Origin of the sequence: Staphylococcus sp. Mo2-1 (assembly GCF_046721385.1) — a bacterium.
GTDB classification, from domain to species: Bacteria; Bacillota; Bacilli; order Staphylococcales; family Staphylococcaceae; genus Staphylococcus; species Staphylococcus equorum_A.
The window spans coordinates 1,535,203-1,552,126 of sequence record NZ_JBEUUK010000001.1; the positions used below are offsets into that span (position 1 = coordinate 1,535,203).

The 16,924-nt window shown below is 33.0% G+C and carries 15 protein-coding genes, 5 pseudogenes and 1 riboswitch; of the genes and pseudogenes, 4 read left to right on the forward strand and 16 right to left on the reverse strand.

Annotated features, from left to right (window positions below):
- Positions 1 to 101: 101 nt before the first annotated feature.
- A complete protein-coding gene (locus ABLV95_RS07825) occupies positions 102 to 1,457 on the reverse strand; it encodes a UDP-N-acetylmuramoyl-tripeptide--D-alanyl-D-alanine ligase (RefSeq protein ID WP_460875294.1) in 1,356 nt (451 codons plus the stop codon).
- A 12-nt stretch (positions 1,458 to 1,469) separates the two neighbouring features.
- A pseudogene (locus ABLV95_RS07830) lies at positions 1,470 to 2,541 on the reverse strand (D-alanine--D-alanine ligase).
- A gap of 274 nt (positions 2,542 to 2,815) precedes the next feature.
- On the opposite strand from ABLV95_RS07830, the gene ABLV95_RS07835 reads away from it, so the two are divergent.
- Positions 2,816 to 4,012 carry an FtsW/RodA/SpoVE family cell cycle protein gene (locus tag ABLV95_RS07835; protein WP_460872800.1) on the forward strand — a complete coding sequence of 399 codons (1,197 nt, stop codon included), beginning with the start codon at positions 2,816 to 2,818 and terminating at the stop codon, positions 4,010 to 4,012.
- Between the two features lie 166 nt (positions 4,013 to 4,178).
- Here ABLV95_RS07835 and ABLV95_RS07840 read toward each other — a convergent pair whose 3' ends face one another.
- From ABLV95_RS07840 to csoR, 3 genes are all read right to left on the reverse strand, one after another.
- Positions 4,179 to 4,319 (reverse strand): Lmo0850 family protein, encoded by a 141-nt coding sequence (locus tag ABLV95_RS07840; protein ID WP_002507098.1) that lies wholly within the window; start codon positions 4,317 to 4,319, stop codon positions 4,179 to 4,181.
- Positions 4,320 to 4,533: 214 nt separating this feature from the next.
- Positions 4,534 to 4,755, reverse strand: a complete 222-nt coding sequence (csoZ, locus tag ABLV95_RS07845) for a putative copper chaperone CsoZ (RefSeq protein ID WP_427706861.1) — start codon at positions 4,753 to 4,755, stop codon at positions 4,534 to 4,536.
- 5 nt (positions 4,756 to 4,760) lie between these two features.
- Complete coding sequence (gene csoR, locus ABLV95_RS07850) at positions 4,761 to 5,054, reverse strand: copper-sensing transcriptional repressor CsoR (RefSeq protein WP_069817693.1); 294 nt, start codon at positions 5,052 to 5,054, stop codon at positions 4,761 to 4,763.
- A gap of 143 nt (positions 5,055 to 5,197) precedes the next feature.
- Here csoR and cls point away from each other — a divergent pair, with 143 nt between their 5' ends.
- Entirely contained in the window at positions 5,198 to 6,682 is a 1,485-nt protein-coding gene (cls, locus tag ABLV95_RS07855) for a cardiolipin synthase (protein WP_460875297.1), read from the forward strand.
- Positions 6,683 to 6,809: 127 nt separating this feature from the next.
- Positions 6,810 to 7,461: pseudogene (locus ABLV95_RS07860) on the forward strand (HD domain-containing protein).
- 68 nt (positions 7,462 to 7,529) lie between these two features.
- On the opposite strand, the gene yidC reads toward ABLV95_RS07860, so the two are convergent.
- From yidC to ABLV95_RS07895, 7 genes and pseudogenes are all read right to left on the reverse strand, one after another.
- Complete coding sequence (yidC, locus tag ABLV95_RS07865) at positions 7,530 to 8,399, reverse strand: membrane protein insertase YidC (RefSeq protein ID WP_460872802.1); 870 nt, start codon at positions 8,397 to 8,399, stop codon at positions 7,530 to 7,532.
- Positions 8,400 to 8,486: 87 nt separating this feature from the next.
- Positions 8,487 to 9,125: a thiamine phosphate synthase gene (gene thiE, locus ABLV95_RS07870; protein ID WP_427706855.1), complete on the reverse strand. Its 639-nt coding sequence runs from the start codon at positions 9,123 to 9,125 to the stop codon at positions 8,487 to 8,489.
- Positions 9,125 to 9,916, reverse strand: coding sequence for a hydroxyethylthiazole kinase (gene thiM / locus ABLV95_RS07875; protein ID WP_460872887.1), 792 nt, complete (start codon positions 9,914 to 9,916; stop codon positions 9,125 to 9,127). Before thiM ends, thiE begins: the two co-directional genes overlap by 1 nt.
- Positions 9,909 to 10,730 carry a bifunctional hydroxymethylpyrimidine kinase/phosphomethylpyrimidine kinase gene (gene thiD, locus ABLV95_RS07880; RefSeq protein ID WP_460872803.1) on the reverse strand — a complete coding sequence of 274 codons (822 nt, stop codon included), beginning with the start codon at positions 10,728 to 10,730 and terminating at the stop codon, positions 9,909 to 9,911. Before thiD ends, thiM begins: the two co-directional genes overlap by 8 nt.
- On the reverse strand, positions 10,723 to 11,412 hold the full coding sequence (gene tenA, locus ABLV95_RS07885) for a thiaminase II (RefSeq protein ID WP_460875300.1): 690 nt from the start codon (positions 11,410 to 11,412) through the stop codon (positions 10,723 to 10,725). The genes thiD and tenA overlap by 8 nt, the downstream gene beginning before the upstream one ends.
- Before the next feature lie 78 nt (positions 11,413 to 11,490).
- Positions 11,491 to 11,590, reverse strand: a riboswitch (TPP riboswitch).
- A gap of 218 nt (positions 11,591 to 11,808) precedes the next feature.
- Positions 11,809 to 12,484: pseudogene (locus ABLV95_RS07890) on the reverse strand (transglycosylase family protein).
- A gap of 480 nt (positions 12,485 to 12,964) precedes the next feature.
- Entirely contained in the window at positions 12,965 to 13,384 is a 420-nt protein-coding gene (locus tag ABLV95_RS07895) for a single-stranded DNA-binding protein (RefSeq protein WP_069817686.1), read from the reverse strand.
- Between the two features lie 190 nt (positions 13,385 to 13,574).
- Here ABLV95_RS07895 and ABLV95_RS07900 point away from each other — a divergent pair.
- Positions 13,575 to 14,016, forward strand: a pseudogene (locus tag ABLV95_RS07900) (YwpF-like family protein).
- A gap of 62 nt (positions 14,017 to 14,078) precedes the next feature.
- On the opposite strand, the gene fabZ reads toward ABLV95_RS07900, so the two are convergent.
- The 4 genes and pseudogenes from fabZ to ABLV95_RS07920 form a co-directional block, all read right to left on the reverse strand.
- The gene (fabZ, locus tag ABLV95_RS07905; protein ID WP_046466130.1) at positions 14,079 to 14,519 is read right to left on the reverse strand and encodes a 3-hydroxyacyl-ACP dehydratase FabZ; all 441 of its coding nucleotides are present in this window, start codon (positions 14,517 to 14,519) and stop codon (positions 14,079 to 14,081) included.
- Positions 14,520 to 14,576: 57 nt separating this feature from the next.
- Positions 14,577 to 15,843, reverse strand: a pseudogene (murA, locus tag ABLV95_RS07910) (UDP-N-acetylglucosamine 1-carboxyvinyltransferase).
- A gap of 107 nt (positions 15,844 to 15,950) precedes the next feature.
- On the reverse strand, positions 15,951 to 16,184 hold the full coding sequence (locus ABLV95_RS07915; RefSeq protein ID WP_046466132.1) for a DUF1146 family protein: 234 nt from the start codon (positions 16,182 to 16,184) through the stop codon (positions 15,951 to 15,953).
- 321 nt (positions 16,185 to 16,505) lie between these two features.
- A complete protein-coding gene (locus ABLV95_RS07920; protein ID WP_002507082.1) occupies positions 16,506 to 16,910 on the reverse strand; it encodes a F0F1 ATP synthase subunit epsilon in 405 nt (134 codons plus the stop codon).
- Positions 16,911 to 16,924 lie beyond the last annotated feature (14 nt).

The window sequence follows — 16,924 nt, forward strand, 5'->3', positions numbered from 1 at the left end:
ATTTATAATTGTTGTCTTATATAAGTTTTCCCGTTTTAGCAAAATAAAAACGAGCAGTTAGATTTCTAATCGAATTCTAACTGCTCGTTTTTGGTTAATGTTTAAATTAAAGCTTCGACAACCTCTTCTAATTTCATTCCTCTAGAACCTTTGACTAAAATTTTATCATCAGGTTGAACATAAGCTTGTAAAGTTGTTATCAAAGCCTGCTTATCGTCGTAATGCTCTGCATACGTTACATAAGCTTTGGCCGCGTTACTAATATATTTTGAGGCTTGACCAAAAGTAAATAATGCATCGATATTTTTATCTTCTAAATATCGACCTACATTTTCATGCATCATCTGACTATCAGGACCTAACTCTAACACATCTCCAAGTACGATGATTTTTCTCCCTTTCATAGCTGAAAGGGTATCAATCGTCGCTTTCATACTTGTAGGGCTCGCGTTATATGCATCATTAATGACTAATCTATTGTCACTGGTATAATGTTGTTCCATTCTCATACCAGTAAGTTCTACTTTACGTAAGTTGTTAAATATTGTGTCATAACTTAAGCCTAATCTTTTACCAACAGCAATTGCGATTGTTGCGTTCTTCATATTATGTTCACCTAATATTGGTAATTCGAATCTCTCTTCTCCGTTAATATTAAATGCGATACCTGCGTTTTCAATATCTTCAATCTGACAAACGAGTGTGTTGTCTTTGTCTTTACCAATACTTACTATATCTGCATCTTCTATTTTCGCAACGTGAGATTCTAATAATGGTTCATCACCATCATAAATAAAGACACCATTCTTTCTTAATCCTATTGTAATTTCAGCTTTAGCTTGGGCAATACCCTCTCTAGAACCTAAATCTTGCATATGTGATTCACCAATGTTAGTAATTACCGCTATATTAGGTTCCGCTAATTTTGACAATAGCTCAATTTCATTAAAACCTGACATCCCCATTTCTAAAATTGAAATCTCAGTATCTTGATCTAATTCTAATATTGTTAATGGTAACCCAATTTCGTTGTTATAATTGCCTTGTGTTTTTTTAACTTTAAACTGTGGCTTTAAAACACTTTCAATCATGTCTTTGGTCGTGGTCTTACCATTTGAACCTGTCACTGCAATGACTTGTGGCCCAACAAATTCTAAATAAGCTTTAGCTAATTGTTGTAATGCTTTGAGTGTGTGCTCTACCCATATCACTGGACCGTTTATATTTTCATCTAATGTTACGTCTTTTTGATGAAATACTGCACCCGCGCCATCCTTCAATGCTTGTGCGACGTATTTGTGTCCATCTACATTTTCACCTTTAAATGGGATGAATAAATTTTGATTGTTGATTACACGTGAATCAATAGAAACACCTTTAATCGTATGATCTAAATATTCATTATCAATGTCACATGGAATCCAGTCTTGGATTTGTTCTAAAGTTACTTCAATCATTATTCATTCGCCTCAGTCAATTTTGTATTTATTTTGTTTCTTATCTTCATGTTTTTCTTTCGCTAATTCAATTAATCTTTCAATTAATTCCGCATATGTTACGCCCATATTTTCCCAAAGTCTTGGGTACATACTATAAGCAGTAAAGCCTGGCATTGCATTTGTTTCATTAATAAAAATTTGATTGTCTTCAGTGACAAAGAAATCAGCTCGTAACAAACCAGAACAATCTGTTGCTTTAAATGCTTCGACAGCCATATTTCTTAATGTTGTTTGCACTTCTTCATCTAAATCAGCAGGAATATCTAATTTTATTTTTCCATCTTTATACTTCGCTTTATAATCATAGAATGCTACATCTTTAATCACTTCACCTGGCGCAGTCGTTTCAGGATAATCATTACCAAGTACAGCTACTTCTATTTCTCTCGCATCAATACCTTGTTCAATTACTAATTTACGATCAAATTGGAATGCTTCTTCAATACCAACTTTCAATTCTTCTTCGTTATTACATTTACTAATACCAACACTAGAACCTAAGTTTGCTGGTTTTACAAATACTGGATATTCTAACTTGTCATGTACAAGTTTCAAAATGTTATTTTCATATTTATGATATTCACTTCTTAAAAAGCTCACATAAGGTAGTTGAGGCAATCCTCTATGCGCGAATAATTGTTTCATAACAAGTTTATCCATCGAGCTTGAGGCAGCTAAAACACCGTTTCCTACATATGGTATATCTAATACTTCAAATAAACCTTGAATTGTACCATCTTCACCATTCGGTCCATGTAATACTGGGAAAACTGCACTATAGGCGTTCCCTGTGCTACCAATACTAAGTAGTTGAGAGATTTCACCTGCGAGCAACATCTGTTAAACGTAAAGTGTCTATTTCATTTATAGTGTCTACGATATTTTCTTTCTTTTTCCAGTCACCTTCATTTGTTATGTAAATGATGTCTATTTGATATTGATCTTTATCAATCGCGTTCAAGACATTTTGTGCTGTTAATATTGAAACATCGTGTTCCGCACTTTTTCCTCCGTATACGATACATACATTTTCTTTAGCCATACTTTAGCCTCCATATACAATTCTTAAACTACATCATATCACGATTCAATATTTTTTTGCATTTGTTTAGTAGTATAAAAACTTTTTATTTTTCAATTTAGTATATGGCACTTTACAATGGATTAAAAGTAATAACTTTAACTTATCAATATACGGTTATCTTATTATAATTTTTCAATTTAGCACCCTACTTCTAGCAATATACATAAAAGTTCGGTAAAATCTATATATATTACAAAGTTAAAGAAAACTAAGCTTTTCAAAGGAGTAAGAAATGAGTACTTCACGTCAATTAAAAAACAACCATTGGATACGGCGGGTCGACTGGACTTTAGTAGGCTTCCTCGTATTGTTAGCAATTATTAGTGTAACAATAATCAATTCAGCTATGGGTGGTGGCCAATATAGCGCCAACTTTAGCATTAGACAAATTCTGTATTATGTCTTTGGTGGATTCATAGCATTTTTAATCATGTTAATTTCACCTAAGAAACTAATGAAATATACATATTTATTGTACTTTCTTCTTTGTGCGACCTTATTTATATTAATCATTATTCCAGAAACACCGTTCACACCTATTATAAATGGTGCGAAAAGTTGGTATAAACTAGGTCCAATCAGTGTACAGCCTTCAGAATTTATGAAAATAGTGTTGATATTGGCGCTTGCTAAACTAATTTCAAAGCATAATCAATTCACTTTCAATAAATCATTGGAGACAGATTTTAAATTACTACTGAAAATTTTTGGTATTTCTGTTATCCCTATGGGGCTAATTCTACTACAAAATGACTTAGGTACAACGCTTGTTATATGTGCCATTATTGTTGGTGTAATTATAGTAAGTGGTATCACATGGAAAATAATTGCACCATTGTTTATTGCAGTATTCGTCTTAGCTTCAAGTATCATCTTATCTATTATTTTCAAGCCCTCGCTTATTGAGAATAGTTTGGGCATTAAGACCTATCAACTCGGACGTATTAGTTCATGGCTAGATCCTTATACTTATAGCAGTGGCGACGGCTATCATTTAACAGAATCACTTAAAGCCATTGGATCTGGTCAACTGTTTGGTAAAGGCTTCAATCAAGGTGAAGTATATATACCTGAGAATCATACTGATTTCATTTTCTCTGTTATTGGAGAAGAGTTTGGCTTCATTGGCTCAGTCGTTTTAATTCTAGTGTTCTTAGGATTTATGTTCCACTTAGTTAGACTTGCGACTAAAATAGAATTACCATTCAGCAAGTTATTTATTATTGGTTACACGGCACTTATTCTATTCCACGTATTACAAAATATAGGTATGACAATACAGTTATTACCTATTACTGGTATTCCATTACCATTTATAAGTTACGGTGGTAGTTCCTTATGGAGTTTAATGTGTGGTGTTGGTGTGTTATTATCCATTTCTTATCATCAACCGAAACAGTACTCACCTGACATTCAAAAAACAAAATAAAGAATGATTACATTTTAATTTCTACTTCCAACAAAAAGAACTGTTACAATCATCTCAATGATCATAACAGTTCTTTTTTTATACCAATTATTTAATAAAACAGCTTTTCTGTATAACAAAAAACGACTAGAACACACTGCTCCAATCGCTTAGTTGGGTAACTTTACTATTTCAATTCGTTAGCGGCTTTCACAGTTGTCGGCAAAGTCTGCATAACTTCTAATCTTGATTTTGTTTTCTTTATGTTTACCCCTAATGATGATAATAGTTTAACTACATTTTGAATCTTTTCGTTATCTTTACTCATATCATCACCCCTAAATTACTTGCTTCTACTATATCTTACCCTATTTAATTACTAAATACTACATTATATTCAAAATTTTTTTATTATAATCAAATATTTAGTCAATTTTATTGTATAATTACATCGTAAAAATAGTTTTTCTTTGTAAAATAAGTTTTTAAAAATAACAAACACCACTTAAAGTGAAACTATAATCTGTTTTCAGCATTTCAGTTTAATATAAAATTTCATATCCTAAATCATAAACTTCTTTTTCTAGATTATTTAAACTTGCGGGGGTTTCAAAATCAATGAAAATTTTGCCATTATTGCTCTTGATTTCGATATTAACTTGGTCTACACCGTGTAATTGCATAAGCCGCTGTTTGATATGTTTTTGCTGTGTTTCATTTTCTATACCAGAAATATAAATCACTTTTGTTTCCACTACGTTCACCTTGCCTAATCCTTCATTAATTTCTGAAATGTAACCAATAGTTCTTCCATAGCTTCCTCTTGTTGTCCTTGCTCTACTTTATCCATAATACAACTTTTCATATGATGGTCTAGTAATTTAGTAGCAACACTATTTAAAGCAGAACGAGTAGCTCTAATTTGTGTGAGTACGTCATCACAATAAACATCTTCATCTACCATGCGATTAATCGCTCTCACTTGGCCTTCTATACGATTTAATCTTGATTTTAAATTAGATTTAATTTGTTCTGAGTGATGCGCTTTTTGTATTTCCGCCATATATTACACGCCTCCTAATAATTTCAATTATATGTTATACCCCTATGCGGTATTAGTCAAATGATAAAACCTTATATTCATGTTACAATAATTAAGACTTTTATAGTACTTTAAATAACTGAAACGCATTTTGGAGGTTTAATATGATAGATATATTTTCTTTAACGTTTAACAATACAAACGTTATTCTTAACATCATTTTTCTTGGCGCATTTATATTAAACCTTATCTTTGCCTTCACAATTATTTTTATGGAACGACGTTCGGCGGGCGCCGTGTGGGCGTGGCTGTTAGTGTTAGTTTTCATACCTATATTAGGCTTTATCATCTATCTATTGTTTGGGCGACAAATTCAGCGCAACCGTATCTTCACTTTAGATGAAGAAGATAAAATAGGTATTGAAATGATTGTTAATGAACAATTAGAAGCCTTAAAGAACGATGAATTTTCAAAAGGTAATCATCAAATTGTTAAATTTAAAGATATGGTTCAAATGTTGTTATACAATAATGTCGCCTTTTTAACAACAGACAATGATATTGATATCTTTACAGACGGTAAAGAAAAGTTTGATGCACTTATTAAAGATATAAATGAGGCAAAAGATTATATCCATATCCAATACTATATCTTTAGAAATGATGACTTAGGTAAACGAATTTTAACAGCGCTCGAGCAAAAACTTGAACAAGGGTTAGAAGTGAAGATGCTTTATGATGACATGGGCTCGCGTAGTTTATCACTTAAAGATTTTAAATCATTTCGAAAAAAAGGTGGCAAAGTTGAAGCCTTTTTTCCTTCTAAATTGCCATTAATCAATTTAAGAATGAACAATCGAAATCACCGAAAGTTAGTAATCATTGATGGACATATTGGCTACATCGGCGGTTTTAATGTTGGTGATGAATATTTAGGATTAAAGAAAAAATTTGGTTACTGGAGAGATACACATTTGCGCATCGTTGGCGATGCTGTTAACGCACTTCAATTACGTTTTATGCTCGATTGGAACGTTCAATCAACACGTGATAATTTGAAATATGCTGAACGTTATTTTCCTGATGTGGATTCTGGAGGTACAATAGGTGTCCAAATCGCATCTAGTGGGCCAGATGAAGAGTGGGAACAAATCAAATATGGTTATTTGAAAATGATTACTTCTGCTAAACAATCTATTCATATTCAATCTCCTTATTTTATTCCAGATCAATCATTCTTAGACGCGATAAAAATCGCAGCTTTAGGTGGCGTCGAGGTGAATATCATGATTCCTAATAAACCTGACCATCCGTTTGTATATTGGGCTACCTATAATAACGTAGCATCACTTTTAGATGCAGGTGCGAATATTTTCCATTATGATAATGGATTTTTACATTCAAAAATACTGCTTATCGATGACGAAGTTGCAAGTGTGGGTACTACAAACATGGATCACCGAAGCTTTACTTTAAACTTTGAAATTAATGCTTTTATTTATGACACTTTCATAACGAAAGAACTTAAAGCCACTTTTGAAAAAGATTTAGCCTTATCCTATCGACTAACAAAAGAGCGTTATGAGCAGAGAAGTTTGTGGATTAAATTTAAAGAAGGCATTGCAAGACTCTTATCACCTATTTTATAATAATTTAACTCTGTCCAAAGTAATCGATTAACATCAATATTGCTTTGGGCTTTCTTTATTATAAAGTGAATAATCATATTAAATCACTAGCTTAAATAACTTTATTTCTATGAAAAGAGGCGTTTAAATGAATCCACAAGAGATAGTCAATTCAGCGCAGATATATATGGAAGCATTTCATAAAGATGATGCAACTGGCCACGATGTCGCTCACGTATTGCGTGTCGTTAAAATGGCAAAATACATTGCGCAACAAGAGCAAGTTGGAAATTTATTAACCATTCAACTAGCTAGTTTATTACATGATACGATTGACGCAAAACTAACTGATGCCGACCAAGCAAAACCTAAATTAACACAATTTCTGACTCAACTTCAGTCGCCAATACAACAGCAAGAAGCTATTCTACATATTATTGAACATATGAGTTATAAAAATGGAGAAAATAATGATATTTCATTATCAATAGAAGGCCAAATTGTACGTGATGCTGATCGCCTCGATGCTATTGGTGCAATTGGCATTGCTCGTACTTTCCAATTTGCTGGCCATTTCGGAGAACCCATGTGGATAGAAGGAGAATACAATGATACTTTGTCTAACAAAGAAATCGATAGTAATACTGTTCCAAGCATCAGCTATTAAACACTTTTATGAAAAACTGTTTAAACTTAAAGCATTAATGCATACACCAACCGCTAAACAGCTTGCACAACAAAGACATGAGTATATGGAAGTATTTGTAACTCAATTTTTTAATGAATGGTATTTCAAATAATACAAAAAAGGCGTCGTAGTTATACTACGACGCCTTTTTATTACAAATTTGTTTAAAATTCAAACAATTTATTTTTTCTTATTTTTCTTAGAAACAACTTGTGTGTTTTTACCTTTACTTGTCGCTTCAGCTTTGTTTTTCTCCATTGCTTCAATCATAGGTGCAACTTCTTTTTTAGCAAGTTTAGAATAATGCATATTCGCTACTTGTGTTTGTACAATCAAGAATGCGGCACTGACTGACCAATATAGACCTAATGCTGATGCAGAACTTAATGAAATCCACACAATCATAATTGGTGAAATAATCATCATCATATAACCCATTTGACGCTGTTCGTTTGGCATACTCTTACTTGAAACATAAGCTTGTAAGAAGTATAAGACACCTGCTATAATCGTAATCCAAATATCTGGTTGAGCTAAGTTAAACCATAAGAAATCTGGGTGTTCAGTGAAACCACCACTTGAAGGATATTTCAATACGAAGAAAAGACCCATGATGATTGGCATTTGAAGCAAGATTGGTAAACAACCTAACATGCTCTTCATCGGATTCATATCATATTTCTTGTAAACTTCCATCATTTCTTGGTTAGCTGCCATTTTTTCTTCTTGCGTACGTGAACGCTTAACCTTTTCTTGAATTGCATCAATATCCGGTTTAGCAACTTTCATTTTTTCACGCATCATGTGACTGTTTTTATAATTCGATAACATGAATGGTAATAATATGATACGCATCGCCAATACAATGACAATAATTGCTAGTCCATAGTCGTTATTAAAACTAGTTCCTAACCAATGTATAAGACTGTCCATTGGATTTACGAACGTATTATAGAAAAACCCATCTCTATTTTCAGGTTTAGAATAGTCACAACCTGCTAAAAAGACCATTACACCTAATAATAAAGGGAGTAGCGCTTTCTTCTTCATTTTTCCACCTCTAATGATTTATTCACATAGAATTTATTTTATCATACTCATAGGGAAGTAGAAAACAAAAAAAGAAATTTTTATACATTATTCAACAGTTTGTAAAAATTGTCTCACTGATTCACTTATATTTTGACTTTTAGCAATTGCCGAAATAATTGATATACCATCTGCCCCGGCATGAATTATAGATGGTGTATTATCTAAATTGATGCCGCCAATCGCAACAATAGGAAAATCATTAACGTAATGTCTTAATTGTGTAATCATTTCTGGACCAACCGGCAAACTTGCATCATCTTTAGATGTCGTTGCAAACATTGGACCGACGCCTATATAATCAACATATTTCAAATCAGAATTTAAGTACTCATCTACATCACCTACACTCAGACCAATGATTTTATTTTCAAATTGTTGTGCAAATTCATTTACTTCTAAATCATTTTGCCCTACATGAATACCATCTGCATCAATGTCTTTAGCTAAACTCACATCATCATTTACTATAAAAGGTACATCGTATTGATGACACAAAGAAAGTAATTGTTGTGCTAACTTCACTTTATCATCACCTACTAATGCAGTTTCCCCTTTCTCTCTATACTGAAATAGCGTTATACCTGCTTCTAAAGCTTCAGTTACAACATCAATAATCGATTTATCTTCTGCAACATCTTGCGTTCCACAAATAAAATAAAGTTTTAGTTTATTTTTATCAAACATTATTGCACCTCTTGACTGCGTATTAAATTCAAATAATCATCATATGTGACTTGATATAATGCATTCATTAATTCAACCATAAATGCGCCAGGCCCTCGATTATCCGAAATTTTTTCAGCTTGTTCAGCAACAATATTATATACAGTAACTGCTTCTACCAATTGATTTAATTGTGGTTGCTGGTTAGATTTTAAAAAGCTAGCTATCACAGCACCTAATAAACAACCTGCACCTGTCACTTTTGCAAGCATAGGCGAACCATTAGCCAGTTTCACAATTTTATCTTCATGCACTACAATATCTTCTTTACCTGTGATAACAATTGCTGTCCCAAATTGTTTATGAGCTTTTTCAGCAATATTTACAGCATCCAGATTCATTTCGCTATCTGTACCTTTCATCTGTGTATCATTATCAATAAGTGTTAAAATTTCTGATGCATTACCTTTGATAACTGCTACCTTTACTTCATTTAAAAATGTCTCACAAAAATCTTTGCGGTATTGTGATGCCCCTACAGCAACAGGATCAAAGACGATTGGTGTTCCAATTTGATTAGCTACCTTCGCAATTTTTAAAATATCTGACTCTTTATCTTTAGTCAGCGTGCCAATATTAATCAGTAAAGCATTTGCGTGTGTTAACATATCTGACGCTTCCTCTGGTGCTTCACTCATTGCAGGACTTGCACCTAAACTTAATAAGCCATTTGCGGTAAAATTTTTAACAACATCGTTTGTATAACAAATAACTAACGGGTTATTATTTCTGAGTGCTTCTAAATTATTCATCATCTAATCCTACCTCTTTCATATATGCAAAATGATTAACTGGTCCCCTACCTTGACCAATTTCAGGTGTGTGTTTAATACTTAAAGAAATGAACTGTTTTGCTTTATTCACTGCTTCATATATTGTTTTGCCTTTTGCTAATTCTGCAGTAATCACTGCCGAAAAAGTACATCCGGTACCATGCGTATGTTTTGTATCATATCGAGGTTCTTCAAAAGTATATACATTTTCTTTAGTGAATAAATAATCTTTAGCGAAGTCTAAATCCTCTGAATGTCCACCTTTAATTACAACACCTTTGCTGCCAATTTCATTAATGAAAATGTCACCTGCTTTATAAATTGATGCTTCATCTTGTATCGTTAATCCTGTTATTTCCTCTGCTTCAGGCAAGTTTGGTGTTGCCACAGTAGCATAAGGTAATAAAATGTTTTGCAAGTCAGCTTTAGCATCCTCATCCATCAACGAGTCACCACTTTTAGCTAACATTACAGGATCTATCACATAAGGGATCTCTGGATATTGCTTTAAATAATATTGTATTAATTCCATCATTTCTTTTGAAGCAATCATGCCTGTTTTCAACGCATGAGGCAACTCATCATCAAAGATACTTTCTAATTGCTCGGATAACCAACTTGTTTCTATGTTATGAATATGTTGAACGCCTTTTGTGTTTTGCGCTACGATACTCGTAATCGCGACCATACCGTATACGCCACAAGCATGAAATGATTTTAAATCTGCCATGACGCCTGCGCCACCCGTTGGATCAGTGCCTGCTATAGTTAAAGCAATTTTAGGTTTATTCATTATTAACCCCTCCATAAGGCCATTCTTCTTCCGTGAATGACATATTAAAAAATTTACGCTCATGAACTGTACTCTGTAAGAAACAATCTTTTATATCATCTTTCTCTTGTTTCGTACAATTTTGTGTCAATTTATCCATTAAATTATCAAAAACATGCACAAGTTCATCCATTTCGGTACTATAAAATTCAAACCATTTTGCCAAAATAGAATTGGTATTCAAAGTATTGTCTTGTAACGCTTGTTGTGCAATAACTTGATACACATATGGACAAGGCGCCATGGCAACAATTGTATATGCCGCATTTTCTTTAGCAAAAGCATTAAAATACATATGTTTAATATAGTGATCGCCACTCGGTGGCCAAACTTTTTCTTTTACTATTTCATTGTAAGGTTCATTTACATATTCAGCCAATATTTCGTGTGCCTCTACTTCTCCATCAACTATAAATTGGATCTGCTCAACTAAAAATTTCACATCTTCCATTTGCTCCATTTTAGGTATAAGTAATGCGTAAATATTAGCAAACTCCTTTAAATAAGATGCATCTGCTCTTAAATAAAATTTAGTAGCATCTTTCGATAAATGACCTTGTAACATTTCTTGTATAAATGGATCATTATAGATGTCATCAATAATAGGCTTGGCATCTGTTTTTAATTCTTTTGAAAATAACACTTTAAGTCCTCCTAAATATAAAAAAACTACATTCCAAGTAAGAATGTAGTTAATTAATAGAAAGGCTAAGCAATTCAATTATAAATTAAACTACTTTCCTACGTTGGCATTAACCAAATCAGGTCGTAAGGGTCTGAACTAAATCATCTCAGCCATAAAGGCTCCCCTAGTAGATTTTCATATATTATTATTTCTTTAAACATAACAAATGTAGTATGACATTGCAAAAGAACGTACTTCAATAAAAAGTCTATGTTGTATATATCATAGAAATTGTACATTAACTAACTAGAAGGTGTAGTTATCTCAGCAGAAAATATGCACAAAAAAGTGCCAACAAAGTTTCTGACTTTGTTGGCACTGTTCTATATTATTAATAATTAATTACTGACTAAATTATGCAGTAACCCATTGTGAAGCGCCCGCAGTGTTATAAAGTTTAACTGCCGCCGCATCTTGTACTGATTCAGGTGCTTCTGTTGGAGATACACCTTGGTAAGCTGCTGGTGCTACTGAATCCCAAGTACTTTGTAGGAATTGGTATTTACCTGCCGCACCTGATGATGGGTTAACAGCGTTAAGGTCGCCGCCTGATTCACGTTGAGCAATTGCTTGTAAATGAGAGTTAACATTTACTGATGAACCACTTGAAGCTTCACTTGATTCTTTTGAAGCAGATTCTTGTTGTGGTTGTTGAGTTGTTTCAGTTTTTGGTGCTTCTTGTTGAGCTGGCTCTGCAGCTTGTTCAGCTGGTGCTTCTTGTTGAGCTGGCTCAGTCGCTTGTTCTGCCTGGTGCTTCTTGTTGTGCGGGTGCTTCAGTTGATCCTCCACCAAAGCTCCAGCTAAAGTTTGTACCATCTGATTCAAAGCTATAGTCTGTACCATTATAATTAAAATCTATGTCATAAGCGCCTTCTTGTACAGGTGCTTCATTTAATTGTTCTGAATTTGATTGCGCTAATTGAGCTAATTCTGCTTTGTCTACGCCTTGTTCTGAAGCGTCAGCTGAATTTACTGCTCCTGTTACGCCTAATCCTAGTGCTAAAGTTGATGCGATTACTGTTTTTTTCATTGTTAAAAAGTCCTCCTATAAGGTGATTAATTTATTTTATGATTAATTTGCAAGTACAATTATACCATTCAAAAATTCTTTGTAGGTTACAGTGAAATAAAAAAATAAGCTTTTTTTTACAACCTAATTACATCAACAATACTCATTTTTATGTATATTTAAGCATATAAGCACTATCATGATAACCTTTTGTACTATTATTGGCCCTATAACCTTGTAACATCTTCGTAATTAAACTGATTATTCTGTATTATATAAATGCTATAACTCGCATTTTTAAGATGTTTTGTGAATTGAAATTTACAGTGCTTTTACATTCCTTTATTTTTTGTCGCATATATTTATGGATATAATATGTAAAGCTATTCCTCTAGATTGGGCATTATTAAGAGGAATAGCCTGAAAGAAGTATAATTGATAGTAGGATTTAATGTATATTAATTGGAATAGTTTAATGTGGGATAAATTTTAAGTGGGAGTTTATACAATTTCGTATATATCATTTTCTTGAATATTAATTTCGTTGAATGATTCATGTTCTTGCTCTAATGGGAATGGTTCAAAAAGTTCATCAGTTTCATTTTTAATTCGTGGAGACATGAATTTAATTGTTTCAATATAAAGTTCTGATACAAAATGCATCTGTCCTTCTTTTTCAAATTTACGTGATTGCATTTGTCCCGTAATACCTACAAGTGATCCTTGATTGATATACTTTTCAATATTGTCGGCAATTTTACCAAATGCTTTACAATACAAGTAATCACAGACTGTATTTTGATCTTTATCTTTATAGTTTCTATTTACCGCTACACAAAAGGTAGCTAATTTCTTGCCCTCCTTTTCATAAATTTTGGGATCTTTTGTTAATCGTCCTACAATGACGATGTTATTAATCATAGGTCACCTCCTTTGTGTTTTAATCATAATTAAATTTATAAATTGAGTCAAAACTCACTTTTCCATAAACTAAAAAGTAAATTACTACTAATTTCTACAAATTTCACCTTTCTCTTTTGAAATTACGTTATAATGATTATATAAATGCAATTATAGTAGATTTTAAATTAATCAATTGGATGTGAAGACGATGAAAACATTTAAAGCCGTTCGATTTCAAATCGTATCAGAAAATGGCGGAGTTACTGAATATGAATTAGAAGATGGAGTCATTATAAATAAAGAAAATAGTGGTACTGGTCAAGTTGCTTGAAATCGTCATTTCAGACTTCCATTATGAAACTATGAAACAGCATATGAACAATGAAGATCTCTTGGATATTCGCGTTGTCATTACACGTCCTGCTAATGACCCTGCGCTATTTGACGCAACGATTAAAAACATTAGTCAATTAGATGGCACTATTTCTGTAGTTTTTGAGTGTCACATCTATACTTTGAGACAAGTTTATGCAGAAAGTTTATTAGAACAATTGATTGATGAAGGCCTAACTGGTGAAGAATTGAAAAAATCATTTAATCGTATGATGCAATCTAAACCAAGACTTAAAGATGAAAGATTCGAAAAGTAAATACTAAACGCAAAAATGCCTTAAGGATTTAGTGAAATTCACAAATCCTTAAGGCACTTTATTTATGCTTTATCTTGTATTGCAAATGTTAATTCACAACTACATGCAAGTTGACCATCAACAGTTGCTTTCGCAGTCCCTTTTCCAATTGGTCCACGCATCTTCGTTATTTCAACTTCTAACTGCAAAGTGTCACCTGGTGTGACTTGTTTTTTAAATCGACATTTATCGATACCCGCAAATAATGCAAGCTTGCCTTTATTTGCATCACTATTTAAAATAGCTACCGCACCTGTTTGTGCTAGGGCTTCTGTAATTAATACGCCTGGCATAACTGCAAATTCAGGAAAATGTCCTTGGAAAAATGGCTCATTCCCAGAAACTTGTTTAATAGCAACACAACGTTTGCCCTCTTCATATTCAATCACGCGATCAATTAATAAAAAAGGTTGTCTGTGTGGAATAATATCTTTAATTTGATTATAATCGAAAATTGTCTCCATCGTTTGCTTCCTCCAAATCTTCTTTCGTTGCGAGTTCTATATTAATACATTGAAGTATTATTTTTGTGTACGTTTGATATCGGCACCTAAAGATTTTAATTTACCATGTAAATCTACATAACCTCTATCTAAGTGTATTAACTCAGTAACTTGGGTTGTGCCATCAGCTACAAGTCCTGCTAAAATAAGTGCCGCAGCTGCACGTAAATCTGTTGCTTTTACTTGAGCGCCTTGAAGCTCACTTTTACCTTCAATTTTTGCGCTTCTACCTTCAACCTGTATCTTAGCGTTCATGCGTTTGAATTCTCCAACATGCATAAATCTATTTTCAAATACTGTTTCAGTCACTACTTTATGGCCGTCTGCTGTAAGTAACAGTGCCATCATTTGTGATTGCATATCTGTTGGAAAACCTGGATGAGGAAGTGTTTTAATATCTACAGGATTTAATGGACCATCTGCTGTAACACGGATCGTATCACCTTGATAATCTAAATTTACGCCCATTTCTTCTAATTTATAAACTAAACTTGTCATGTGTTCTTTGATAGCTCCGTTTACAATTATATCACCACGTGTAATTGCACCCGCAATAAGTAACGTTCCTGCTTCAATTCTGTCAGGAATAATCGAATGTTCCACACCATGTAATGCTTCAACACCATGAATAGTTATCGTATCCGTACCGGCGCCTACTACATTACCGCCCATTTCATTGATATAGTTTGCTAAATCAACAATCTCTGGTTCACGTGCTACGTTTTCTAATACTGTTTTACCTTCAGCTAATGATGCGACCATAATGATATTCTGAGTCGCTCCTACACTTGGAAAATCTAAGTGAATTGAAGTACCTTTCAATCCATTTTCAGTGTCGGCATAAATAAAACCACCGTCCATATGGATATCGGCACCCAACTCTTCAAAGCCTTTGATATGTTGTTCGATAGGTCTTGAACCAATTGCACAACCACCTGGCAATGCAACTTTTGCATGACCTAGACGAGCTAATAATGGACCCATTACAAGTATACTTGCTCTCATTTTACTCACATACTCATATGGTGCCTCTTCATTTAATTCCTTTGTAGCATCAACAGTGACAGATTCTTCTTCTTTATTGTATGAAACATCTGCGTTTAATGTTGAAATCACATTATTAATCGTCTCCACATCACTAAGTGCTTGGTACATTCATAAGTTTACTAACACCTTTTGATGCTAATAGTGAAGCAGTTAATACTGGTAATACAGCATTTTTTGCACCTGATACTTTCACTTCACCAGTTAATCTATTTCCACCATTAATCTCTATCATATCCATCTTAAATCCTCCACTTAACTACTTTTATATTTCATTAAAATTCATCTTTTTTTATGTACTCTTAAATTATTATATCTGTAAACCAAACAAAGATACAGATATTTGAATTATTGTGCTAAATATTTTATTTGAGTTGAAAATTGTAGTAAATCTACAATAAAATTACTTACTGCTGTACCTAACAATATTGCTAAAAATATCATACATATTTGTACTTGAGCCGGATACCCTTTTTTAAAAAATTGCTCTAACCTTATTGAGTTAAGTGCCCAATAAGCAAGACAAATACAAAGCACATGTAAGATAAGATGTACAACTGAAAATTGTCCTAAATACTCCATAAGCCATACTCCTCACTTGATACTATTCAACTATTTTACACGAAATTGGCTCTAAAAGATACTTAAGAACAGCGATCAAACCCCTAATATAACTAAATGTTATATTTTGCTATTCCCTAATAGCATAAAAGATATTCATATTAAATATAAAGATAAAAATATTTTATGTATATCGCGTGATAAAATTTTCTATATAGTAATTAAGCCAATTTATTTATAGGTCATCCTTCAATAAAATTTACGAACTATGAGCATGTTGAAATTTTTTATAATAAAAAAATGAAGTCCCTGTTGTTAGGAACTTCAAATTTCAAATAATATTTATTGTAAGTTAGCGACACGAATACGGTTGTTAGCGCGTTCTAACGCACGCTTAGCTCTACTAATGTCACTATTATCTTCTTCATTATTTATATGAGATTCTGCTCTAGATTTAGCTAATTCTGCTCTAGCTACATCTATTTCGTTAGCAGGTTCTGCAGTTTGTACAATAACCGATAATTTATCTTGTCTAACCTCAACAAAACCTTCACTCACTGCAATATATTCTGAACCATTATCAAAGTTAATTTTGACATAGCCAATTTCAAGTGCCGCAACTGTTGGAATATGTCCATACATGACACCGATCTCACCTGCAGTTGTTTGGAACACTGCAAGATTAACATCTTCTCGGTTGTTAACAGAACCATTAGGAGTGACAATATTTAGGCTTAATGTGTTCATTATCCATACCTCCT